Origin of the sequence: Microcoleus sp. N9_A1 (assembly GCF_036701795.1) — a bacterium.
Lineage (GTDB): Bacteria > Cyanobacteriota > Cyanobacteriia > Cyanobacteriales > Microcoleaceae > Microcoleus.
On sequence record NZ_JAUBRI010000011.1, the window covers coordinates 1 to 22,620 of the forward strand.

Annotated in this window: 21 protein-coding genes; 7 read left to right on the forward strand and 14 right to left on the reverse strand. The window is 45.0% G+C overall.

The annotated features are described in order from the left end of the window. The first annotated feature begins 79 nt into the window (after positions 1-79). Complete coding sequence (locus QUA58_RS07295) at positions 80-1,924, forward strand: ATP-binding protein (protein WP_333393495.1); 1,845 nt, start codon at positions 80-82, stop codon at positions 1,922-1,924. A 191-nt stretch (positions 1,925-2,115) separates the two neighbouring features. On the opposite strand, the gene QUA58_RS07300 is transcribed toward QUA58_RS07295, so the two are convergent. From QUA58_RS07300 to QUA58_RS07315, 4 genes are all read right to left on the reverse strand, one after another. Beyond that, the gene (locus tag QUA58_RS07300; protein ID WP_333232888.1) at positions 2,116-2,382 is read right to left on the reverse strand and encodes a FeoC-like transcriptional regulator; all 267 of its coding nucleotides are present in this window, start codon (positions 2,380-2,382) and stop codon (positions 2,116-2,118) included. Positions 2,383-2,454: 72 nt separating this feature from the next. Further along, complete coding sequence (gene feoB / locus QUA58_RS07305; RefSeq protein WP_333393496.1) at positions 2,455-4,794, reverse strand: Fe(2+) transporter permease subunit FeoB; 2,340 nt, start codon at positions 4,792-4,794, stop codon at positions 2,455-2,457. Further along, positions 4,794-5,036, reverse strand: coding sequence for a FeoA family protein (locus QUA58_RS07310; RefSeq protein WP_333247543.1), 243 nt, complete (start codon positions 5,034-5,036; stop codon positions 4,794-4,796). Before QUA58_RS07310 ends, feoB begins: the two co-directional genes overlap by 1 nt. A 235-nt stretch (positions 5,037-5,271) precedes the next feature. Next, positions 5,272-5,631 carry a FeoA family protein gene (locus QUA58_RS07315; protein ID WP_333247545.1) on the reverse strand — a complete coding sequence of 120 codons (360 nt, stop codon included), beginning with the start codon at positions 5,629-5,631 and terminating at the stop codon, positions 5,272-5,274. A gap of 467 nt (positions 5,632-6,098) precedes the next feature. On the opposite strand from QUA58_RS07315, the gene QUA58_RS07320 reads away from it, so the two are divergent. Next, positions 6,099-7,007: an alpha/beta hydrolase gene (locus tag QUA58_RS07320; protein WP_333247927.1), complete on the forward strand. Its 909-nt coding sequence runs from the start codon at positions 6,099-6,101 to the stop codon at positions 7,005-7,007. 81 nt (positions 7,008-7,088) lie between these two features. Here the strand turns inward: QUA58_RS07320 and QUA58_RS07325 are convergent, their stop codons facing one another. The 6 genes from QUA58_RS07325 to QUA58_RS07350 form a co-directional block, all read right to left on the reverse strand. Then, the gene (locus QUA58_RS07325; protein ID WP_333393497.1) at positions 7,089-7,532 is read right to left on the reverse strand and encodes a DUF4079 domain-containing protein; all 444 of its coding nucleotides are present in this window, start codon (positions 7,530-7,532) and stop codon (positions 7,089-7,091) included. Positions 7,533-7,731: 199 nt separating this feature from the next. Beyond that, on the reverse strand, positions 7,732-8,526 hold the full coding sequence (locus QUA58_RS07330; RefSeq protein WP_333247548.1) for a WecB/TagA/CpsF family glycosyltransferase: 795 nt from the start codon (positions 8,524-8,526) through the stop codon (positions 7,732-7,734). 443 nt (positions 8,527-8,969) lie between these two features. Continuing rightward, a complete protein-coding gene (locus QUA58_RS07335) occupies positions 8,970-10,340 on the reverse strand; it encodes an O-antigen ligase domain-containing protein (protein WP_333247550.1) in 1,371 nt (456 codons plus the stop codon). A 106-nt stretch (positions 10,341-10,446) separates the two neighbouring features. Next, positions 10,447-10,740: a glycosyltransferase gene (locus QUA58_RS07340; RefSeq protein WP_333247552.1), complete on the reverse strand. Its 294-nt coding sequence runs from the start codon at positions 10,738-10,740 to the stop codon at positions 10,447-10,449. 30 nt (positions 10,741-10,770) lie between these two features. After that, entirely contained in the window at positions 10,771-11,460 is a 690-nt protein-coding gene (locus QUA58_RS07345; protein WP_333393499.1) for a hypothetical protein, read from the reverse strand. A 588-nt stretch (positions 11,461-12,048) separates the two neighbouring features. After that, a complete protein-coding gene (locus tag QUA58_RS07350) occupies positions 12,049-13,239 on the reverse strand; it encodes a glycosyltransferase family 4 protein (RefSeq protein WP_333247556.1) in 1,191 nt (396 codons plus the stop codon). Between the two features lie 960 nt (positions 13,240-14,199). Here QUA58_RS07350 and QUA58_RS07355 point away from each other — a divergent pair. Then, complete coding sequence (locus QUA58_RS07355; RefSeq protein WP_333247558.1) at positions 14,200-14,415, forward strand: hypothetical protein; 216 nt, start codon at positions 14,200-14,202, stop codon at positions 14,413-14,415. A gap of 296 nt (positions 14,416-14,711) precedes the next feature. Here the strand turns inward: QUA58_RS07355 and QUA58_RS07360 are convergent, their stop codons facing one another. Continuing rightward, positions 14,712-15,401 (reverse strand): type II CAAX endopeptidase family protein, encoded by a 690-nt coding sequence (locus QUA58_RS07360; RefSeq protein ID WP_333393500.1) that lies wholly within the window; start codon positions 15,399-15,401, stop codon positions 14,712-14,714. A gap of 210 nt (positions 15,402-15,611) precedes the next feature. Between QUA58_RS07360 and QUA58_RS07365 the strand changes: the two genes are divergently transcribed. Both QUA58_RS07365 and QUA58_RS07370 read left to right on the forward strand, forming a co-directional pair. After that, positions 15,612-17,201 (forward strand): Hsp70 family protein, encoded by a 1,590-nt coding sequence (locus QUA58_RS07365; RefSeq protein WP_333247929.1) that lies wholly within the window; start codon positions 15,612-15,614, stop codon positions 17,199-17,201. A 73-nt stretch (positions 17,202-17,274) separates the two neighbouring features. After that, complete coding sequence (locus QUA58_RS07370) at positions 17,275-18,102, forward strand: YwqG family protein (protein ID WP_333247561.1); 828 nt, start codon at positions 17,275-17,277, stop codon at positions 18,100-18,102. Positions 18,103-18,387: 285 nt separating this feature from the next. On the opposite strand, the gene QUA58_RS07375 is transcribed toward QUA58_RS07370, so the two are convergent. Both QUA58_RS07375 and QUA58_RS07380 read right to left on the reverse strand, forming a co-directional pair. Then, the gene (locus QUA58_RS07375; RefSeq protein WP_333247563.1) at positions 18,388-18,909 is read right to left on the reverse strand and encodes a L,D-transpeptidase; all 522 of its coding nucleotides are present in this window, start codon (positions 18,907-18,909) and stop codon (positions 18,388-18,390) included. Between the two features lie 125 nt (positions 18,910-19,034). Beyond that, positions 19,035-19,673, reverse strand: a complete 639-nt coding sequence (locus QUA58_RS07380; RefSeq protein WP_333247564.1) for a bifunctional 4-hydroxy-2-oxoglutarate aldolase/2-dehydro-3-deoxy-phosphogluconate aldolase — start codon at positions 19,671-19,673, stop codon at positions 19,035-19,037. A gap of 257 nt (positions 19,674-19,930) precedes the next feature. On the opposite strand from QUA58_RS07380, the gene QUA58_RS07385 reads away from it, so the two are divergent. Then, entirely contained in the window at positions 19,931-20,248 is a 318-nt protein-coding gene (locus QUA58_RS07385) for a hypothetical protein (RefSeq protein WP_333247566.1), read from the forward strand. After that, on the forward strand, positions 20,241-20,504 hold the full coding sequence (locus QUA58_RS07390; protein WP_265237788.1) for a type II toxin-antitoxin system RelE family toxin: 264 nt from the start codon (positions 20,241-20,243) through the stop codon (positions 20,502-20,504). The genes QUA58_RS07385 and QUA58_RS07390 overlap by 8 nt, the downstream gene beginning before the upstream one ends. 234 nt (positions 20,505-20,738) lie before the next feature. On the opposite strand, the gene ftsH3 is transcribed toward QUA58_RS07390, so the two are convergent. Next, a complete protein-coding gene (ftsH3, locus tag QUA58_RS07395) occupies positions 20,739-22,577 on the reverse strand; it encodes an ATP-dependent zinc metalloprotease FtsH3 (RefSeq protein ID WP_333247568.1) in 1,839 nt (612 codons plus the stop codon). Between the last annotated feature and the right edge of the window lie 43 nt (positions 22,578-22,620).

A 22,620-nucleotide genomic window follows, 5' to 3' on the forward strand; every position in this document is an offset into this window, starting at 1 on the left:
TGAATATCTACCAAAATGGAATTATCGTGCAGTTCCGACTATTTAGCAGACGCTAAAGTTATTAAATTTTCATTCCTTAGTGATACACACAGTTAAAATCGGATTTGCCAACACTCTCGAAAAAGGAGTGCGCGAGCGAGTTGAAAACCAAGCTGTTTTAGCCGTGCGAGACTTCAAAAGTCGATCGACTCAATTGACAATGCAAGCCAAACTACTATCAGAAGAACCAGAAGTTATTCGCGCTGTAGAAAAGAAAGACACAAACATCTTGCGTCAAGATATATTATCTCTACAAACCACATTTAAACTAGATTTAGTCAAAATAGTAGACGGGCGGGGCGAAATGGTAGCAGAGTTGCGAGAAGATTCGCTCATAGATAAGAAGTTAATCAATAGCGCAGCGATAAATTCAGCACTTAAAGGCTTAGAAAAGTCAAATTTCGTCAGCATTGATGGCAAACCGCAAGCATTGCTAGTAGGATTTGCACCGATTAGAAGCAAGAATAGGATAATTGGTGCTGTACTCGTAGGTGACTTAGTGACAGACGAACAATTGCATAATATCAACATTGATACTAACAGTAAAAACTACTTCGCTATCTTTAAATCAGGAGAATTAATTGCTACTAATTTTCCCCAAATTCGCTCTAAATCTTGGAAAAAACCTACACCACAGACATCGACTACTAAAATAGATATTGAGCGCCTGTCTTACATAATGAAAACGGTAGAAATATCCGAAATAGGCGATAGCATAGCTCTAGCTGTGTTTAACCCAATGGCGACAGTGCAGCAAACGCAATTAACTTTATCTCAACGGCTAGATAGTTTCTTTTGGGCAGGAGTAATTCTAGCCACGATTGTTGGTGCTGTAGTTAGCCGAATCATCGGAAAACCAATTCTAGATTTAACTCAAAACGTGAATTGGATGGCAAGCAATGAATACTTTTCTGGTAAAGTACCCATTCCTTCCGGCGATGAAGTAGGTCAACTTGCGGAAGCTTTCAACTGTATGATAGAACAAGTAGAAAATCGCGATCGTACACTCAATATCCAGTTGCACCAACTGCAACAAACGCTCCATGAGTTGAAAAATGCCCAATCCCAACTAATTCAAGCCGAAAAAATGTCCAGTTTGGGATTGATGACGGCTGGTATCGCTCACGAAATTAACAACCCAGTTAACTTTATTTATGGCAACCTCTGTCACGCTAACCAATATACTCAAGATTTGCTCAGGCTTGTAAGACTTTACCGGCAGGAATTTCCGAATGCAAGCGCGCCGATTCAAGACTGCATCGAGGAAATTGAACTCGACTTTTTATCAGAAGATTTGTCGAAGTTACTATCTTCGATGAAAATGGGTACTGAGCGAATTCAGCAAATTGTTTTGTCCCTGCGAAACTTCTCTAGGTTAGATGAAGCTGAAATGAAACCAGTCGATATCCATGAAGGAATTGACAGCACTCTATTAATTTTAAATAGCAAGATAAAAACAGCGATTAAAGTAATTAAAAAATATGGAAAATTGCCCTTAGTAGAGTGCTATCCGTCGCAGTTAAACCAGGTATTTATGAATATCATAGCCAATGCTGCTGATGCACTGTTGAGCAATCAAAACCTGCGAAACAAGGAGATTGAAATTATCACAGAAATAGCAGGAGTAAATCAAGTGGTGGTGAAGATTAGAGATAACGGTAATGGGATTGATCCGGATGCAATCAATAGGCTATTTGACCCATTTTTTACGACTAAACCTGTGGGGAAAGGAACTGGTTTAGGGCTGTCAATTTCCTACCAGATTATCGAGAAGCATCAAGGGAAAATAGAAGTGAATTCGGAAATAGGTGAGGGAGCAGAGTTTGTGATTTATTTGCCGATTAAAGCCCGCAGCCAAGAAGCCGCTTGTTTGTGCCAGAGTTAAGACAGTTGCTTGAATTGAATATCAGTTAGCTATTTGATTAGAGGAGACGGCATTGCCGTTTCTCTACCGCAAAATAATCATGAACTCGCGAGGAGGATACGGCAGTGCCGTTTCCCTACCCCGATTAATTGTAGGGAAACGGCATTGCCGTATCCTGATTTCTGAAGTCCTTACTACAAACTTAATATCACTTAATGGCAAGTTGCAGAAACTGGCTCTTTTGCTGACACCGACTCGCCAGGATTTACCCATACATAAATCTCCGTTGCATCGTCGGCGCAACTGCCACACCCCCCGCACTTTTTGGCTTCTGCCATTTTGCTAATTCTGCCTTTGCGAATTAGGCGATTTAACATTCCACGCAAAGCATCACCATCCATGCGAAAGTGGATTTTTAGATCCGCGATAGAGGCTCTTTTGTTGTCAGCAATAAATTTTTGGATTTCGCTTAAAATCATGGCTTTTCTCCTTTGTTTGATTCTTAAACGTAGTTAACAGTTAACAGTCAACAGTTAACAGTCAACAGTCAACTAACTACTGATTGCTGCGCGTCGCTTGGGGCGTATTGCACCGATCATTTTTAATCCCGCAAGTGTCAGCGCCATAGCTATTACCAGTCTCACTACCCAAATAACTGAAGATTCTGGATGCTCTGCATATGTCGCGACTTGATAATAGAGGACTGCAACCCAGTAACCTAAACCAGTAGTCCATAAGCCTGCGAATACAGTCCATCCCAAGTTAGTTTCGCGGTAAAGCGCAGCCGTTGCGGAGACGCAGGGAAAGTACAGCAATACAAACAGCAAATAAGCAAAAGCTGCTTGATTGGAACCGAACCGCTGGGACATTTGTCCGTAGGTGCTACCAGAGATACCTTGGTCTTCTTCCGCTTGTTTTTGGTCGGTAATATTAGCAGAATTTAAGCCGAGGGGATCGAAAAGTTGGCCGGGAAGTTTTGTAAGATTCTCTGGTATGCTAAAAAATGCTTTGCCGATATTTCCCCAGAAACTAAATTCTTCTTCTTTCTCCGGTTCTCCGCTTGCTGCTTTTTGTTCGTCTGCTAGTTGAGTGTACAAGGAATCTAAGGTTCCAACCATTACTTCTTTGGCAAATACTCCTGTTAGCAAACCGACGGTGGCGGGCCAGTTTTCTTGGGTGATTCCCATTGGTGTAAATACAGGTGTTGCCGCGCGGCCGACAGCACTAAGAATTGAGTCTTTGCTGTTGTCTTTGCCGAAGGAACCGTCGGTGCCCACTGAGCTCATGAATCCTAGTATAACCACCATGATCACGATCGCAATTCCGGCCTTTGTGATAAAAGCTTTCAGCCTGTCCCAAGTACGCAGCAGCACTCCTTTGAGCTTGGGAATGTGGTAGGGTGGCAATTCCATAACAAAAGGCGCGGCTTCTCCTTGGAGGATGGTATTCTTGAGGATTAGTCCGGTGAGAACAGCGGCTAGAATTCCGATTAGGTAAAGTCCTAATACCATGTTTTGACCGCCGACTTGGAAGAATGCGCCGCAAAATAGGGCGTAAACTGCTAATCTGGCGCTGCAAGACATGAATGGATTCATCATGATTGTCATGGTACGATCGCGCTTATTTTCTAATGTCCGCGTCGCCATAATTCCGGGGATGTTGCAGCCGAAACCGACCATCATCGGCACAAAAGATTTACCAGGAAGTCCGACAAATCGCATTAATCTGTCCATAACAAAGGCAGCCCGTGCCATGTAGCCGGAGTCTTCTAAAACTGACAAACACAAAAACATCATCCCAATTTGGGGGATAAATGTAGCTGTGGTTTGAATGCCACCACCAGCACCTTTTGCCAGAAGTCCAATCAACCATCCTGGTGCGCTGATACTTTCTAAAAGTTTAGCGAAACCATCTACAAAAATTGTCCCCAAGGCGATGTCAAAAAAGTCGATAAACACTGCACCAACGTTAATCGAAATGGTGAACATTAGGTACATTACCGCTAAGAATACGGGAATGCCTAAGAAACGGTTGAGAACAATTTGGTCAATTTTGTCGGAAACGTTGGTTTTGATTTCCCTAGAACATTCGGCGACGCCTTGGGTTAGGTTGCGGATGAAGGTGTAACGGCTGTCGGCGATGATAATATCGAGGTCGTCATCGAGGGTTTCATGGACTCGGCGGCGGTGCGGAACGACGATTTTTTCGAGTTCTGTACTGGCGAGTTCGGGGGCGACTTCATCCTGATATTCTAACAGCTTCAGGGCTGTCCAGCGGGCATCGACGTTGCGATTTGGGCTGTGTTTTTCGATGTGCGGGATGAGTTGGGCGATCGCATCTTCGATCGCAGCCGGATAAGCGACGTATGCAGATGGTACGATCGGCTTTTGTAGCGCCTTATTCACAGCATCCCGCAGCAGTGGCAATCCGTCATTTGACGCAGCACTCATCGGCACTACGATACAGCCGAGGCGTTCTGCGAGTTTGCTAACCTCAATTTTGATGTCCCTGTCTTTAGCAACATCCATCATATTTAGCGCTACTATAATCGGCACACGCATCTCTAAGATTTGGGTGCTAAGATACAAATTTCGCTCTATATTGGAAGCATCAACAATATTAATAATGATATCAGCTTCGCCAGATAGCAAATAATCTCGCGCTACCAATTCGTCAAGGCTAGTATCTCCGTCTTCAACATCAAGAGAATAAACTCCTGGCAAGTCAACGATAGTAATTGGTAAACCATCGTGAGTATATTTTCCCTCTTTCCGTTCGACGGTTACACCCGGCCAGTTTCCCACTCGCTGGTTAGCACCTGTCAAAGCATTAAATAAAGTAGTTTTGCCGCAGTTGGGATTACCCACCAATCCAATAATTTGCTTAGCCATTATTTCACTTCCTCTACAAATAGGGTTTTTGCTTCATCTTTGCGTAAACTGAGTTTAAAACCCCGGACTAGGATTTCTACGGGATCTCCCAGAGGTGCGTGGCGAGTGACAGTGAATTCGGTTCCCGGTGTCAATCCCATTGCTAACAATTTGCCTTTATAGCCACGGGCTGTTTTCTCATAGCAAATCACTTTCCCGGTGCTGCCAACAGCTAAATCTCCCAGTTGTTTCTTCTCGTTCATTTTTTTATTGGTAATTGGTAATTGGTAATCGGTTATTGGTAGTTGGTAAGCTAATCAGCATTTGAATTGATTGTCAAGAAATAATCAAACTCTTGTGGGGTGGGCTTCTAGCCCGCCCTAAACATTCAATATATTAAATGCACAACAGCTTAATAACTTCTTTTTCACGTCCAATGCCCACCCTTCGACTTCGCGAGCGGGCAAGATGCCCAATGTCTCCGCTCTCCCAATTCCCCTAATTCGTACACATAATTTTCTGTGCCATACCGGCCCCCAAACCGATGCGGTTGTCGCCAATTGCTACAATGACGGAACCGCCAGAATTGCTGATGATTTGAACTTCGATGCCGGAGACGAATCCCATGCCGATGAGGCGGCGCACTGTGCCTTCTGAGCCCTTGAGTTTAACTATCCGCAGCTTGTCGCCGATGATTGCCATTGCTAGCGGGAATGATTTACTCTTAGCTGAGTCTGGTTGAGCTTCTGTGCTGCTGTCTTCGGTTTTCGAGACTTCTGGTGTCTCACCGTAAAAGGTAAAACCCTCGAACTGTCCGGGGTTTGAGTCTTTGTTCTGTTGGCTGTATTGTTGTTTCATCTGTTTTGGAAGTCGATCGACTTTAATAACAAGTTATTTGGCTTGCTGGTACGATCGACTTGAGATTTATTCTCAATACGATCGATGTGCAATCGCAGATAGGGCTGAATTTCCCGTTCTAGCGAACTCTTTCCCCTTTAATATTTCGGAGGAAAGTATTCCCCACGCCCAGATATTAGACGAGTTTTTGGCGAGTTCCTAGTTTTAATCTCTCTTGCGCTAGATGCTGATTTGCGCTTCAACCCCAATCAAGCAATACTTACTGCCCTTAAGCATAGTAAACTAAAAAGAAATTATTGGCAAAAATTCTCAAATATTTTAGCATTAAATTAACAAACTCAGTCTTAGCCTGGGCTGAGCGAGACTAAGTAGCGATGCTCAAATACGGGGCGATCGAGCATATATACTTAAGTCTTAGGGCGATCGCGGGAGCACCGCCGCTACGAATTCACAATTTATCAAAAATTATGCCAGCAAGTTTTCTCCCAAAATCGATCGCACAACTCACAGAATCTACCTCAATTGCCTTAGCCCAAAGCATTCAACGCGAGGCAATTACAACTCCCCTATCTTGTGGGCCAATTGCCACAACCTACGTGCGCCAAGGCAGCGGAAACACACCGATTTTGCTAATTCACGGCTTCGACAGTTCCTTGTTTGAATTTCGCCGCCTGTTGCCGCTGCTAGCTGCCGAAAATGAAACTTGGGCGGTTGATTTGTTGGGTTTTGGCTTTACAGAAAGATCGGCTGGTTTTGCATTCAGCGCGAGGGCAATTGAAAGTCATCTTTACTATTTTTGGAAAACGCTAATTTCTCAGCCTGTAATCTTAGTCGGTGCTTCAATGGGAGGTGCAGCAGCAATTGATTTCACTCTCAATTATCCCGAAGCTGTCAAACAATTAGTTTTAATAGATAGCGCAGGTTTTGCCATCAGTTCTAATAAGGGAAAGTTTTTAATTCCTCCTTTAGGGTATCTGGCAACTTCATTTTTACGCAATCCCAAAATTCGCCAGCGAATTAGCGTCAATGCTTATTTTGATAAAAATTTGGCTTCTCAAGATGCTCAAACTTGTGCTGCTTTGCACTTGGAAATGCCCAACTGGAATCAAGCTTTAATTGCGTTTACAAAAAGCGGCGGTTACGGAGGTTTTGGGGAAAAATTATCGCAAATTCAGCAGCAGACGCTGATTTTGTGGGGAAAACAAGACCGGATTTTGGGGACGGCGGATGCGGAAAAGTTTGCAAGGGCGATCGCAAATTCTCAACTAATTTGGATACCCGACTGCGGGCACGTTCCCCACTTAGAAAAGCCACAGACTACCGCGCAGCATATTTTAGAATTCATCACAAAAAGCGGACTCACGCAAAAAAATTAAACCTAGGGTGCGCTGTGGCGCACCTTACATATATGTTTTTCCTTGCACATTTGGTATAGTTTGAGGTCAAATAGACAGGTTTCAAACTTTCGGCAAATACTTTTGTACGATCGTCCATCCTGTGAGCAACACAGTCACAAATCCCCCAAACAAAGCCAAATTAGTGCCGATGTGGAGGGGACGCGCCCAAGGATTTTTAGGACCAATTTGCAGCCCGCTTCCAACAGAAACCAACACCAAAGCTACAACTGCTAACCCCGCCGGTAAATGAGCCGAGTGACCCAAATTGCCATAGTATCCCAGCGTACCGACTACACCAATTCCCAGCAGTAAAATTACCAAAGTTGCCATCCCCGCACCAGTGGCTAAATGAAAGGGACGCAGCCATTTTGGGCGCGGTTGTTTGGTACTGCGAGCGGCAAACATCCACGTTCCACTAACCGCCAGCAACAGGTAAGCTAACAGGGAAACACCCATTGACCAAGCCGCTATTTTCCACAACCACAAGAAAGAAGGTAGATTCATCGGTTGCATCCCTAGTTAGGGATTTCCAAAAAAGGTTTCTTTCCGATTTTACCGGGAATTGAAAGCAAAAATGAATATTTTTGGCAGAAAGTGCGATCGGGCTATCCACAGCTTGCATCCGTCTTACCTTGACTTGAAGTCAAACGCACTTTCTCTCATACTCAGCTTAATTGACGTTAGAGATTTGTCGCTGCAGTTTTTAGGAACCACCTTCCCATTCTAGCTTCGTAGTTTTGCTGTCAACGAAAGGCATTTTATAAAACCCTAATTTTTGTTCTAAGATTAATCGGAAAAACGGCAGACCTTCAATCAAATATCTTTTCCACAACCTTCTCGGTTCGCTTAACAGTCGGTACGCCCATTCTATGCCGACTTCGCTCATCCATTTGGGAGATCTGGCTTTGCAACCAGCTTCAAAATCAATGGTTGCACCTACTGCTAAGAAAATTTTGACGTGTGTTAATTTGCTCTTGTATTTAACCAGCCACTTCTCTTGCTTGGGCGCTCCCACCCCTATGGCCAGAACTGTCGCCCCTGATTTATTGATCGCGTCAATTATTGTTTCACATTCTTCCTCATTTTTTTCAAAGCCAAAAGAAGGAGAAAGTGCTTCAACCACTATTTCTCTACCAATTTTTTGGTTAATTTTTTCCTGGGCTTTCCTAGCAATACCTTCAGCAGCTCCTAGCAAAAATATTTTAATCTTCTCGTTATCTTTGTGATACATATAAAATGCAGGAAACAAGTCAGAACCGGAAATTTTTTCTTTGATAGGAGTCCCCAAAAACTTGGAGGCATACATCAATATTTGACTGTCGCAGACTCTATAACTAGATTTATTATAAGCTTCATAGAAGTCGCGGTCATACTGCAACTTAATCAAGTGGTCTACATTTGGCGTAAATACGACACCGCCTTCGGAATCTAGTTTTTCAAACAACTCGGTTATGGAGAAGTTATCTATCGAGACATTCAATAAATTAACTGTTTTCATTTGTTATTCCCTTCCAGTCTTTATATTAAACTACAACTCAAACTATTATAACCCACAATACAGTTTCGTGTTTTAACTACCTGGGTGCTTCAGTGAACATACTTTTCTCAGTATATCCTCCTACACCCTCCCTGTCTAGTGAGGATTTTTAAAGATTATGTAAAGAATCAGCTCGTTTTAGAAAAAGTGTATAAAGCCCATTTTTAAGTTTATAACTCGCAACACAGTTTCAAGAAAAAATCCATCCCGTGCTAATACTTGTTGAAGCATTGCCAATGAATGTAAAAAACAGTTTATGAGATTAAAATTTTAACCTAGTGAGAAATATCTCGCAACTTCCGAACTGGATTTCATCCAAAAGTGGTAGATTTTTTAGTTGTTGTCTCCAGGGAAGGCAAGATAGTGTCAAGCTTGAAGTGAAGCAGCGATCGCATTCCTGAAAATCATCCTGATTTTTGGTGAACCAGGGACTGTCTTCTTGGTGGCGAAGTGGTTTTCTTGGCCTTAAGACTTTCTGGAGCTTTTAAGACGAGACCCGATATTCCTCCAGCAATCAGGGCAAAAATCGGGTTAGTCATAGCATTCAAAACACAGTCAAACACGTACATAGTTAAGGCTATTCCCAGGACGGCAGCGGGTGCTACTTTGGGATTAGTCCAGGTTCTGGCGGGATATTTGAACACGGAAAAGACGATAACAGGAAGTAACAAGGAAGAAAATAAACTAACTAAACCCACTGCACCGTTGATGCCAAATGCAATAATCCATAAGCTGTCGGTGACCGAGATATCATCACCGTATTCGTTATACACGCGGTTTCCGCCCGAATCTCCCCAGCCAAACATAAATCTTTGCCGCGCCTTTTCCCCCAATATCTCTTCATTATCAAATCTAAACTTCAAAGAGCCGGCTCGTTCTTCGCCAAATACTTGGTTGATGAACTCAATCACGTCTTTGCTCGAAAATTGGCCGGATGCAGCTATGTACAGATAAAACACTATATATCCAATTATGAATAGCAGGGGCAAAGAGGTGCGAAACCACTTGGCAGAGAATAATACGATCAACGCGAATACAAATAAACTGTAGGCGCCCGTAGAACGGCACAGGAAAAAAGCGATAGTTAATATAATTGCTAAAGTCTTGATGTTACGGCCCATAAACTTTTTAAGCGTCCCAGTTTGCCACAGCCAAACAGCAATTAAGGCGGCTGTCATCATCCATAGGCCCACCATCAAACCGTGCTGCATAAATACTACCGGTCTCCACCCCCCCATACGCCTTGCTTGACCCCAGTCGTCAAAGGCATTGACGCCGTAAATCATTTGGTGCAGAATTGGGCCCCTAATCCCTTCAACTAAAGTAAAAGGAATGTAGGCTAACCCACCTGCAAAAATCCCGATCGCCAATTGTCGCAGCCCGTCTAAACTACCCACATACAAGCGTCCTAAAAAATAAGGCAGACCCCAAGTAACGATTTGGTTGATAGTCGGAGAAATCGGGCTGCCGCCATTACTAACTTGTGAAAAAATTGGACACAAACAGTAAATTACCATTGGCACGTCCAGCCAACCGGGCTTAAAAGATGTGAGGCGCACCGTATCGTAGATAAGAGTCCCCAGCAAAATGCCGTAGCAAGCTGCGGAGATTTTGGTATACGGTGGCAATGAGGGGATGGGATAAGAAGCTTGCGGTAAAAAAAGCCAAGCTGCCACAAAACTTATAATTACTGCCCGCTGAGCCGGAAACCTCACAAACAGGTAAAAAACGACTGGAATAAAGCCGAACATAGCAAATGGGATTAATGCAACCATAGGTTTTTTTTTGGCAGTAAAATTGTAGAAAGACAACTCAAATTGCCCGATAAAAATTCTCGCTTAAACGATCGCCCAACCCCAATCTTTTAAATCAACCTCAATTTTACGTCTGGTTCGTTAATTGTGCCTGACGTTCCAAAGCAGTGTACAGTGCCGCCTCGAAGAGATTAGTTGCATCCTCCCCAGTATAATTTATTACCGTTTCCAAAGCAGTCTCGGACATGGCGCGCCATTCGGCATCAGACAACTGACAAATCTGCTCGATCGCTTTTGCCATATCCTCTGGGTCTTCTGGCTTGACAAGTATGCCACCCCCGCAAGCTTGTAGTTCCGGAGCTGCGCCTGCTGGAGTGCCGATGAATGGAGTGCCACAAGCCATCGCTTCTAAAATTGGCAAGCCGAAGCCTTCGGATCTGCTGGAAAACAGTCAAGCATCGCATTTGCTGTAAAACTCTCTGAGTTGCTCTTGAGTAGGTTCCTGATTATACTCAGTACCCGGAGGCAGCGGCAAATAGGAAGGAGGACTATCGCCGGAACCAAAGGCAACTAAACGAAGGTTGGGAATTTTTTGGGCAGCTAGAGAGAAAGCTTTCAGGGCAATATCGCAGCCTTTCCAAGGAGTTCTAGTATAGTACATCCCGACTGTGGGAACTGACTGCTTGCCTCGCGGCTGCCCCAGGCGCGACTGGGGGTCGTAAAATTGTTTGGTGTCCACGGTGGGAGGGACAAGAGATACAGACAAATCGCCGTATTCATTCCGAGCTATGTCGGCCAGCCACTGGGCCACAGCGATTTTGTGCATCGGCAGCCGCCAAGTTGCCTCTACTCGACCTTGTGGTACGTTGTCAAAAGCCTCATAATGTGGGAAAAAATATACTTTCGTTCCTTTCCTCGGAGAGAGTTTGGCCACCCACTCGGCAGTTTCCCACCAAGTAGCCATGACAATATCGGCATCAGGTACGTCAAGGTCAGTAATTGGACGGTTGGTTTCGATAACTCGACTTTCGACATCTACCTTGTCAAAGTGAGACTTTTGTGTCTTGGGAGCGGACTGCCAACCCCTACCCCTCAGCAGCCATCGCAATTGTTGGATTAAAGTCGGTTGCGGCAGGGGCATAGAGACAATAAATATTTTGTGTCCTCTTTTGCAGCAGTTCTGTGTAGATACATAAAACCCTCATGCTACCTGTAAGACTAAGGGTAGGCAGGACAAAAGTAATTTTCATGAATAGATACTGAAGATTGATACTGGTTAAAACTCCTCCTTAAAGCAATTTGGCACTTACCAGCCTCTGTTTGGCTTTTCTGCGGGGTGGGGTTCTCTGCTGGAAGCGATCGTAACTCGATAGTCGAGCCGATCTTACTTTGTCGTCAGGGACTTTTCCCAATTATAAATCGGCAGATGTTTGACGACTAGACAAGTTTAACCTGTGATGCAAGCCAGGGGCTTTCCTCTCGTTTTCCGGTAACGAAGCCAGCCTTAAAACCTCCGTTGCACTCTCATTCAGATTTTGGCAGATCAATTTATAACCATTATTCCCTTGTCGCTGCGGTCAGAATTCGTGTCGAGACTGCCACGTAGAAAACAGGAAACGGGCGATTTTACTTGTGGCAGAAACACCCCACCAAACGATATTGAGTTTCTGCCCAGAAATCCGGCGCCGAAAATCCCCGTAGCGCCGAATTTCAAATGGCGGCGCTGCACTTAGCATTCAACCGGAATTTTTTCGTCCTCATAGTAGTGAGATAAGCAATCTATGTGAACGTCGCGGTCTTTGTAGGGAGATAAGCGGTCTATGTGAACGTCGCGGTCTTTAGATTTGTCTACAGCAACTTTCAATGCCGCTTCAAAATGATCCGTGGCATCTTCCCACGTATAATTGTTCACCTTGGCATAGGCGGCTTCAGACATGGCTTGCCACTTGGAATTTCGCAACTGACAGATAGACTCTATGGCTTTTGCCATTTCTTCGGGATCTTCAGGTCTTACAAGTATGCCTGTACCCCCGCTCAAAATTTCAGGAGCAGCGCCTGCTGGGGTACTGATGACGGGAGTGCGGCACGCCATCGCTTCGATAATAGGCAAGCCGAAGCCTTCTGAGCGGCTCGCCAGCAACCAGGCATCGCATTTGCTGTAATAGTCTTTGATTTTGTCTTGGTCGGGTTGAATTACATACTCGGCATTGGCCGGTAGGGGCAATTCCGAGGATGGGGCCCCTGTACCGAAGGCAACCAGACGCAGGTTGGGGATATTTTCTGCCGCTAGGGAAAAAGCTTTGAGGGCGATGTCAGTTCCTTTCCAGTAGATCGTAGAGTACATTAGACCAACTGTAGGAACCGATTGTTTGTTGCGAGGACAGGCGTAAAATTGCTTGGTGTCCACGGTAGGAGGAGCTAAGGAAACTTGGCGATCGCCATATTTCGTCCTAGCTAGCTCAACTAACCACTCAGAAATCGTAATTTTGTGCATGGGCAGCATCCAAGTTGCTTCTACTCTTCCTTGAGGTAGATAGTCAAAAATTTCGTGGTGCTGGATAAAATAAGCTTTTGCTCCTTTGCTAGGAGAGAGTTTGGCTACCCACTCGGCGGTTTCCCACCAGGTGGCAACTACTACGTCAGCGTCAGGTACATCTTTGTCTTCTACCGGGCGCCAGCGATCGGTCATTTTGTGTTCTACACCTAAGTTATCAAAAAATGAGGGTTCATTTTCAGGTGTCGAAATCCAACCCCGTCCCCGCAGCAGTGACTTGACTTGCTTGCGCAGACTCGCTTGGGCGTGAGGTACAGAGATGACGAACACTTCGTGCCCTCGCTTTCTCAAAAGTTCTGCGAAAATAGATATTACTCGTATTCCACCAGTCAAAGACAAAGTAGGAAGAACAAAGGTGATTTTCATTTTTCAGTCCCGCTGAAGACTCCGACTCTTGACGGCGCTACTAGCGCTAGTTTTAGAGTCAGATAGGAAAGAGGGGCGGGTGGATATTAATTACCGCTTTCCTGCTGTGTACATAGAATCCAACCTAGTGACTGTTCGCAACACCCCAGTATCGATCTACCACAACTTTGCTATCGATTGAACTGATAATAACGATTGATTCGAGCGCCCAACAGTTCCTCTAGGGGTAATTTTCATGTATGGGAATGTTCCTCCTCAAGACAGATACCTCATCAAACAGCAGATTTTTTTGTGGCAAACAAAGCTAAACAACTCTTCCCGTCCGATATAACATAAGTTACTTATCTTACAGACAGGGATGTACGGGAAACCCAACATCATCTAACTTTTATTGCTCTAGCTAAAGGTAACATTCGTAACAAAAATCCGTAAACCTATCCCTCATCAAACAGCAGCTTTTTTGGCAGCAAACACGCCCACCAAACCACTCTTATCGTCTAATATAACAGAAGTTACTTATCCTACAGACAGGGTGTACGGGACACAAAAAGCACCCAAATTTTATTGCGTGAGCTAGAGGTAACATTCGTAACAATATTCAGTCAACGGACGATCGCTCCCGGCAAAATTTTATACTGTCGCGTCAAAAAGGTAAATTATTAATTGGAGAATATTGATTTACAGAGCGCCCACTTACTCTAAACACCGAACTGCGACTGTAATTTTGTGTAACTGTCATGTATTTTTTGAGGAAAAAATATCGTATTTTGTCAGGATTGAGAGATGGTGGTTTGTTCAAATAGCGGCATGGGGCGATCGCGCCAAGGACACTCCTGAACGCGAAAATCAGAGAAAAAATCAGGTTTTTCAACCGCTATACCTCGCCCTCACTTGTCGTATTTTCGTGAAAAAACCCGATTGATGCGTCCGGGAATATTTGAAAAAGGAGGATTCCCAATCGTGCTACAGAACATAGAGTTTCGCCAGTATAGATTTATTATTTTTGGAGAAAAGGAAGCAGCATCGGATGTTTTAGATCCAGAAGCGCAGCCGGAAGGAGGAAGCAGAGAGAAGGAAGCAGAATCGGAGATTTCGGCTACTAAAAAATGGATGAGTTTCCAAGTCAGCGATACTAGAATTGGGATGAATGCAGAGCAAATTGAAAGAGTATTTTAATTTTTTACGCAAGTGGACGAAGGGAGCATCTGAGCGCAAGCTTTTGTAGTGCTGTTCTCGCTGGCTTGGTTGTATAAACAAGCGAGTGAAGACAGCACTAAAACAAAAAATGCTGCAAAACACAGATGCTCCTGCGGACAATTCTGCGGTAGGGCGGTACGGGTTTGGGACTAGAAATTGCTTACTCGCAAAGAAATTATGTCAGATGATCGGAGGAGATATTAGTCGGGAGAGCGAGTTGGAGAAAGTGTCAACTTTTACTGTATACTTGCCAGCGATTATAGATAAAAAATTAGCTAATTAAAGAGGATTTGCCAAGCAATAATTGCCAGCGCTAAATCTGCGATCGCGTGGCTGATATAACTAGGCCAAAGCGAACGGTAAGTTAGATAACACTGCGACCAAATTATCCCGGCGGCAAAGACAGCTAATGAGCCTAAAATCACACCGCGCCAGTCGCTGTAGGCTGCGATGACAAAAATGTGGTGGAGGGTGAAAAATAGTGAACTGAGAAATATTGCTCCTGTTCCCGGCATCAGAATCTGGCATTTGTTGCAGACAAACCACCGCCAAGTGAATTCTTCAATCAGCGAGTTAACTAGCACAAAATATGCTTCAATCATCAAGTAAATATTAGGGCTGCTAATACCTAATTGCTGCGCTTTTTCTTTAGCAACTACAGGATCGATCCAGTGCTGACCGAAAAGGCTGTAGATACCCACAATCACCGCAAACATGAATATTCCCCAAATAGATCCAGCCAGCAATTCTTGGCGCTTGGGTAGGGATAAACTGAGCTTTTCGCGATCGACAAAAACAGACCACGCGATCGGAAAAACCAGCAACCAAACTTGACAAAAGACTGACAGTGTTTGTCCCCAGCTTCCAGGGGCAATATACAAGGCTGCTATGATACCAATACTAGCCGCAGGGACAAGTAGTGTTAAAGCCAATAGTGCTGTTTTGCGATCGCCATTATCCAGCATTTTTCACGCGACATTTGAAAAATTGTATTGAGATCGAAGGTAAAAGCTTGGCTGCTGCAGACAGGGGAGTTTTGTGCCGCTTATCAAAGTGGCGTGCCTTTTCAGTTGCAACAAAATGTTCATGTAAGAACAATTCGATCGCCTGTTTGCATTTGCGGCTCAAAATACCATAATATAATCTAATCCCTAATAGCTGTGTATTTTGGCCCAATGACGATCGCCATTGACTTTGGAACTAGCAACACCGTCGTCGCTCGCTGGAATCAGGCCATCCAGCAGCCAGAAACTTTGAAATTACCGGGATTGTCGGCAATCTCAGCTCAAAACCCGCCCCTAATTCCCAGTTTGCTCTACGTTGAGGACGCTGCTCAAAGTAAAGTAATACTCGGTCAACAAGTCCGCGACAGAGGTCTCGATCTGAGTGGAGATTCTAGGTTTTTCCGCAATTTCAAGCGGGGAATTGGCACTGTAGTTCAGGGTTTTGTGCCGGAACTAGACGGGCAAATTGTGGATTTTGAACGAGTAGGTGAGTGGTATTTGAGTAAAATTGTCAACTCAATTCGCGAACTACCTTTGCCTGTAGATTCTCTAATTTTTACTGTGCCCGTAGATAGTTTTGAAGCTTACCGCCATTGGTTGGGTAAAGTGTCTGAATCTCTGCAAGTAGAACAGGTACGGATGTTGGACGAACCGACTGCGGCTGCTTTGGGTTACGGTTTAGCCGATCGCGAAATTCTCTTAGTCATTGATTTCGGCGGCGGAACTCTCGACCTTTCTTTAGTGCGCCTGGATATTTCTGCTGGCAAAAAGCCCCTGGGTTTTCTGCTGAAATGGGGCGAAAAGTTATTAGCTGAATCTTCGGCACAAAAGGCAAAAGTTGCTAGGGTTTTGGCTAAATCCGGACAAAATTTGGGCGGTTCTGATATTGATAATTGGCTGGTTGACTATTTTTTCAAAACGAAAGGGCTGGCAAAATCTCCGATTACAACGAGATTGGCAGAACGGTTAAAGATTCAGTTATCTTTGGTAAATAAGGCGGTTGAGGTTTATTTTGATGATGAAAATTTTGAGAGTTACGAATTAGAATTAGACCGTGATGGCTTTGAATCTATCCTCGCCGAACATCAGTTTTTTGACAACCTCGACGAGTGCATGAATCAAGTATTGCAGCAAGCGCGCCGCCAAGGTTTAGAAATTGACGACATTGATGCAGTTTTGCTCGTTGGCGGTACTGTTCAAATTCCCGCCGTAAAGCGTTGGGTTGAGCAATATTTCGAGCCGGCAAAGATTCGGTGCGACAAACCCTTTGAGGCGATCGCCCAAGGTGCTCTACAATTGAGTCAAGGCATAGAAATCAAAGATTTTCTCTATCACAGTTACGGAATTCGCTACTGGAACCGCCGCGAAAATTGCCACAGTTGGCACAGTTTAATTAAATCGGGCCAGTCTTATCCGATGAGCGAACCGGTAGAATTAGTCTTGGGAGCTTCTTTAGAAAATCAGCCGAGTATTGAATTAATTATCGGTGAATTGGGAGCGGAAACTGGCGGGACGGAGATATATTTTGATGGCGATCGGCTGATTACTCGCCAAATCGCCGGCCAAACCTCGGTACAGCCCCTAAATGACAAAGATGGAGCTCGCAGTATCGCGCAATTGACACCGCCGGGGTATCCGGGGGGCGATCGCATCAAAATCTTCTTCCGCGTTGACGAACAGCGATTTTTGCGGATTACTGTGGAAGATTTGCTGACGAATGAAACGTTGTTAGAGGACAAACCAGTGGTGCAGTTAAGTTAAGGATAGACTTTACAGGTAAGGTGCGCTTCGGCGCACCCTACTGATGGCGTTCAAAACAAATTGTTAAAAGCAGATGAACTACAAACTAGAATGTCCACTCTCTCCCGAACTAGAAAAGTATCGCGACAGAATCGAAGCTACCATTAAACCTTACATCGAAATTCAAACCCAGAATAATGATGACGTTAATTGGTGGCAGAGTAAATTTGGGGGATTTCCTTATTTACCTAAAGGCTTTGAGTATCCAAAAACTGCTGACGGTAAATATTTATTCTTGCTAGCACAAATCAACTTTTCTGAAGTACCGCCTTTAGATGGTTTTCCCGATCGGGGGATTTTACAGTTCTATATAGCCGACGATGACCTATATGGTTTAGATTTGGGCAATTCCGCCGATGTTGATAATCCCACAGTCGAAGACAGATTCAAAATAATCTATTTTCCTCAGCCCGACTTCCGAGTTGAAAACATCATTACCAATTATGATTTTTTGCCGGAACTAGAATTTATTCCTGTTAATGGCTGTTGCAGCTTGCAATTTACTAAAAAATATGCGCCGATTAGTACCATTGACTACAAATTTACCGAACTGTTAGGCTCGGAAATCCATGAGTTATTTAGGAACCCTGAAATTGAGGATGAGTACCGAGAAATATCGCATTCCTTTGGTCATAAAATAGGTGGTTATCCTTATTTTACACAAGACGACGTAAGAAAATGTAGTAATACCTCTGAGCAAAAACAAAAGCTAGACATTCTTCTATTCCAAATGGATAGCGATGCCAATGAGACAGTAGATATCATGTGGGGAGACAGTGGTGTCGGTAACTTTTTTATTGATGAATCAGCACTCAGAGAATTAGATTTTAGTAAAGTTTTATACAATTGGGATTGTTGTTAATACCAATTATCTAAAGTCTTGCAACAATGATGAGTGTGGGTTTGTTTACGCTCACCCGCTCGTGTAAGGTGCGTCGCTCAAAGATTGTGGATATTCTTTAAGATTTAAGGGTGGCGACGCACCCTACAGATACTGTGGCATGAGTTTTGAGAATTAGTATAAAAACAGCAGTAAAGTCAGCAAGCTAAAAAAACCAGAACTGATGAACTCCGATCGAAGAAACCGGTGCATCAGTTCTAATAATGTTCGACTATGCCCGATGCCCGATGCCCAATTCCCAATGCCCTAAACCTGAGATTTGTGCACCACCACGGGTGTCCCCACCGAGGCCCAATCGAACAGCCATTTAGCGTGATTTACAGCTACATTTGTGCAGCCGTGAGAGACGGGATTGCCAAACAAATTGTGCCAGTAAGCGCCGTGAATTGCCATGCCCCCGTCGTAATACATTGTATAGGGAACGTCGGGCACATCGTAGTCCGGCCCAGTCATTCTGGCAACGCGGTATTTGGTTTGAACGGCAAAGGTTCCCGTGCGGGTGGGAGTGGATAATTTGCCGCTGGAAATAATCACCGCATAAACAGGTTGATTTCCTTCCCAAGCTATTAATCTTTGTCTTGACAAATCTATTTCAATCCAGCGTTCACTGGATTGCTGCAACAGCATAATTTTATTGGCAATTATGTTGTGCTGTTCGCTGGCAAATGCGGTCATTGAACCACCGCAGAATGTAGCAAAAGTGAGGGCGCAGCCGGCACAGAAAGTTCCAGCGCGGCGGAAGTAAATTGAGTTGATAATGCTGTTCATTTCTCACACCTCGTACTATTTTAGATTTTAGATACTTCGGCTTCGCTCAGTACAAGTTTTAGATTTTAGATTGGCTTGTCCTATTTTAGATTGTAGATTTGAAATGTTGGATTGGGAAAGAGAGCTTAACTAATTGTTAACTTTTGGGTAAGAGTTTGGGCGATTTGGACGATCGCCTCCCAATCTCGATTTTCCACTAAGTGTTTCGGAAATAAGTCTCCGGCCAAACCAACGGCGATCGCCCCAGCGTCAATAAATACCTTCGCATTTTCCACTGTCACCCCGCCAGTGGGAATCAAAGGAATGTGTCCCAGAGGGCCTTGCAGGCTTTTCAGGTAAGCCGCGCCTCCCAAAGCCGATATCGGAAACACTTTAACGCAGGTAGCGCCGGCTTGCCACGCGGTCACAATTTCTGTGGGAGAAAAAGCACCAGGGACGATCGGCACTCCGGCGTCAACTGCTGTTTTAATCATAGTTAAATCGGTGTGGGGAGTAAACAGAAATTGAGCGCCGCAGTCTATTGCTTGTTGCAACTGTTCTAAGTTTAATAAGGTGCCAGTGCCAATACTAAAAGTAGGGAATTCCGAGCGGAGTTCGGCAATTAATTCAGCGGCTTTGTGGGTGTTCCAAGTAATTTCAATAAACTGGATTCCTCCGGCTGCTACCGATGAAGCCATCTGTGAAGCGAGTTCTTTTTCGGAGGAACGGATGACTGCGATCGCCCGGTATTTTTTTAGTTGTGTCAACCAAGATTGATGATTCATGCGATTTGAAATTTTAGATTTAAGATTGAGAATCAATAGACCTCTTGCATGAAATTTTGATAGAGCCGATCAACCGCAGATACTAGGCAGATGCACGCAGATCAACGCAAATAGTTTCAAGAGGTGACTTTAGCCAAAGGTCTACTAATGATTATTATGGTATGGTTTGGAACATGGGCATACAGTTGCTTTTTTTGGGGAAATTAGTATCATTCTAACTAGGATATAATTTTAGTACACATTACAAACTTCGATATATGCCAAACTACAATATGCGCGGCGTTCAATTTTTAACCGATAATCTAGGCAACAAAACTGCTGCAATTGTTGACCTCAAAGAACACAGCAATTTCTGGGTTGACGTGCTGGCTGAATGCGGCGAACCGACAGACTTTCAGTTTTTAGTTGACGGCGAAGGCGAAAAAATTGCGGTGGTGCTCGACTTCGAGAAGCACGGCGAACTCTGGGAGGATGTTTATGACTCTTTGACCATTGAATCTAGAAAAGATGAACCAAGAGTTCCCTGGGAAGAAGTTAAGCAGCAGCTTGAGAAAAAGGGTATGTTGAATGTCTGATTACTTGGTCATTACTGCACGTTCGGCTCAAAAAGACCTGGATGCTCTGCCCGTTGAAATCAGCAGCCGAATTTATCCCCAGATAAATGCTTTAGCAAGTGTCCCGCGCCCGCCGGGGTGTCTCAAGTTAAAGGGGGAGAAAAATGGTTGGCGAATTCGGATTGGTGATTACAGGGTAATCTACACCATTGATGACGACAGCCGCACGATCGATATCAGTAAAGTTCGTCACCGGCGAGAAGTTTATCAAGGGTGAAGTTCAAGTCCGGTTACATACAAATGATACAGTGCGATCGCCAGATCACTCGCGATCTCCTCGCGATCGGGGACGATCGCACTCTGGTATAATTCCGATGTCAGCGGATTTTCTCTAAAACAGCCCGCGACACAAAAAAATCGGGGCGATTCCAGACAATCCCAGAACCACCCCAATTACCTATTTTAAACTTTAGATTTAATCTAAAGATTAAAATCCAAAATCCAAAATTGATTAGGCGATCGTCGCCATTTTCACATCGCTGTTGGCTAGCAAATTTTGCAATTCGTCGGAATCGACAGTTTCTTTTTCAACTAGCATATCTGCCAAAGCATTAAGGACGTGGCGGTTGCCGACGAGTACATCTTTAGCGCGACGGTAAGCTTGCTCTACCAACAAACGCACTTCATCATCGATCGTCGCTGCGGTTTCTTCAGAGAAATCGCGTTCGGCCATGATATCGCGACCCATGAACATATTCCCTTGCTGGCGACCGAGAGCTACAGGGCCTAGCCGATCGCTCATTCCGAAGCGAGTCACCATTTGCCGTGCTACTCTTGCCACTTGCTGCAAGTCATTGGAAGCGCCAGTCGTGACTTCTTCTTCGCCGAAGACAATCTCTTCAGCAATGCGGCCGCCCAAAGCTACCGCCATTTGATTTTGCAAGTAAGAGCGAGAATACAAGCCAGAATCCATCCGATCTTCGCTCGGTGTGAACCATGTCAAACCGCCAGCGCGGCCGCGGGGGATAATGCTAATTTTCTGCACGGGATCGTAGTCGGGCATCAGGGCACCGACTAAAGCGTGACCGGCTTCGTGGTAAGCTACTAAGGTTTTGCGCTTTTCGCTCATCACACGGTCTTTCTTTTCTGGGCCTGCGAGCACGCGGTCGATCGCATCGTTGACTTCATCCATCGAGACTTCGGTCAAGTTGCGGCGGGCGGCCAAAATTGCCGATTCATTCAGCAGGTTGGCCAAATCGGCACCTGTGAAACCGGGTGTCCGGCGGGCGATTTTTTCCAAGTCCACATCTTTCGACAAGGTTTTGCCGCGGGCGTGAACGTTGAGAATTTCCAGGCGGCCGGAGAAGTCGGGGCGATCGACCACAACTTGGCGATCGAAACGGCCCGGGCGCAGCAGCGCAGCATCCAGCACGTCGGGGCGGTTCGTAGCAGCAATCAAAATGATGCCTGTATTGCCTTCAAAACCGTCCATTTCGGTCAGCAACTGGTTCAGGGTTTGTTCCCGTTCGTCGTTACCGCCGCCCAAACCAGCTCCCCGCTGGCGACCTACCGCATCAATTTCATCGATAAATACGATGCAAGGAGCGTTGGTTTTAGCTTGTTCAAACAAGTCGCGGACGCGGGAAGCACCCACACCTACGAACATTTCCACAAATTCTGAACCGGAAATCGAGAAGAAGGGAACGCCTGCTTCTCCAGCCACTGCCTTGGCGAGCAAGGTTTTGCCTGTTCCGGGAGGGCCCACTAGCAGTACGCCTTTGGGGATTTTTGCTCCGACTGCGGTGAAGCGATCGGCATTTTTCAGGAAGTCCACGACTTCGGCGAGTTCTAGCTTGGCTTGTTCGATGCCGGCTACGTCGCCGAATGTCACCTGAGTTTGAGGTTCCATTTGAACTCTAGCTTTGGATTTGCCGAAGTTCATGGCTTGGTTGCCGGGCCCGTTTTGGGCGCGTCGCACCAGGAAAAACAGTCCCACCAAGAGCAGGATCGGGAAGAACAGGCTGCTGAGGGCTTTTACCCAGAAACCTTCGTCGTTTTGGGGCAGAACTGAAATGTCTACCTTATTTTTGGTCAGGATGTTGATCAGTTCTGGGTCGTTCGGCAGGTTAACCAGTACCTTGTTGCCATCTTGAGCCGTTACGAGGGCTTTGCTGCGATCGGAACTGATATTTATTTTGTCTACTCTCTTGCCTTCGATTTCCTGAATGAATTGACTGTACTTCCAAACTTCGCGGCTTGGGGGCTGTTTGTCAAAAAAAGCCGTTGCTAAGGCAATGACTACAATAGCCAGCAGTGCGTACAGGCCAGCGTTTCTCCACCGTTTATTCACCGAGGTCGATCCTCCTAATTATTTAGTCCCTGTGATTTGGGAT

Coding starts and splice junctions, on each gene's coding strand:
- QUA58_RS07300 (WP_333232888.1), bottom strand. CDS start 2,382: ATGATTTTAAGCGAAATCCAAAAATTTATTGCTGACAACAAAAGAGCC.
- feoB (WP_333393496.1), bottom strand. CDS start 4,794: ATGGCTAAGCAAATTATTGGATTGGTGGGTAATCCCAACTGCGGCAAA.
- QUA58_RS07310 (WP_333247543.1), bottom strand. CDS start 5,036: ATGAACGAGAAGAAACAACTGGGAGATTTAGCTGTTGGCAGCACCGGG.
- QUA58_RS07315 (WP_333247545.1), bottom strand. CDS start 5,631: ATGAAACAACAATACAGCCAACAGAACAAAGACTCAAACCCCGGACAG.
- QUA58_RS07320 (WP_333247927.1), top strand. CDS start 6,099: ATGCCAGCAAGTTTTCTCCCAAAATCGATCGCACAACTCACAGAATCT.
- QUA58_RS07325 (WP_333393497.1), bottom strand. CDS start 7,532: ATGAATCTACCTTCTTTCTTGTGGTTGTGGAAAATAGCGGCTTGGTCA.
- QUA58_RS07330 (WP_333247548.1), bottom strand. CDS start 8,526: ATGAAAACAGTTAATTTATTGAATGTCTCGATAGATAACTTCTCCATA.
- QUA58_RS07335 (WP_333247550.1), bottom strand. CDS start 10,340: ATGGTTGCATTAATCCCATTTGCTATGTTCGGCTTTATTCCAGTCGTT.
- QUA58_RS07345 (WP_333393499.1), bottom strand. CDS start 11,460: ATGCCCCTGCCGCAACCGACTTTAATCCAACAATTGCGATGGCTGCTG.
- QUA58_RS07350 (WP_333247556.1), bottom strand. CDS start 13,239: ATGAAAATCACCTTTGTTCTTCCTACTTTGTCTTTGACTGGTGGAATA.
- QUA58_RS07360 (WP_333393500.1), bottom strand. CDS start 15,401: ATGCTGGATAATGGCGATCGCAAAACAGCACTATTGGCTTTAACACTA.
- QUA58_RS07365 (WP_333247929.1), top strand. CDS start 15,612: ATGACGATCGCCATTGACTTTGGAACTAGCAACACCGTCGTCGCTCGC.
- QUA58_RS07370 (WP_333247561.1), top strand. CDS start 17,275: ATGAACTACAAACTAGAATGTCCACTCTCTCCCGAACTAGAAAAGTAT.
- QUA58_RS07375 (WP_333247563.1), bottom strand. CDS start 18,909: ATGAACAGCATTATCAACTCAATTTACTTCCGCCGCGCTGGAACTTTC.
- QUA58_RS07380 (WP_333247564.1), bottom strand. CDS start 19,673: ATGAATCATCAATCTTGGTTGACACAACTAAAAAAATACCGGGCGATC.
- QUA58_RS07385 (WP_333247566.1), top strand. CDS start 19,931: ATGCCAAACTACAATATGCGCGGCGTTCAATTTTTAACCGATAATCTA.
- QUA58_RS07390 (WP_265237788.1), top strand. CDS start 20,241: ATGTCTGATTACTTGGTCATTACTGCACGTTCGGCTCAAAAAGACCTG.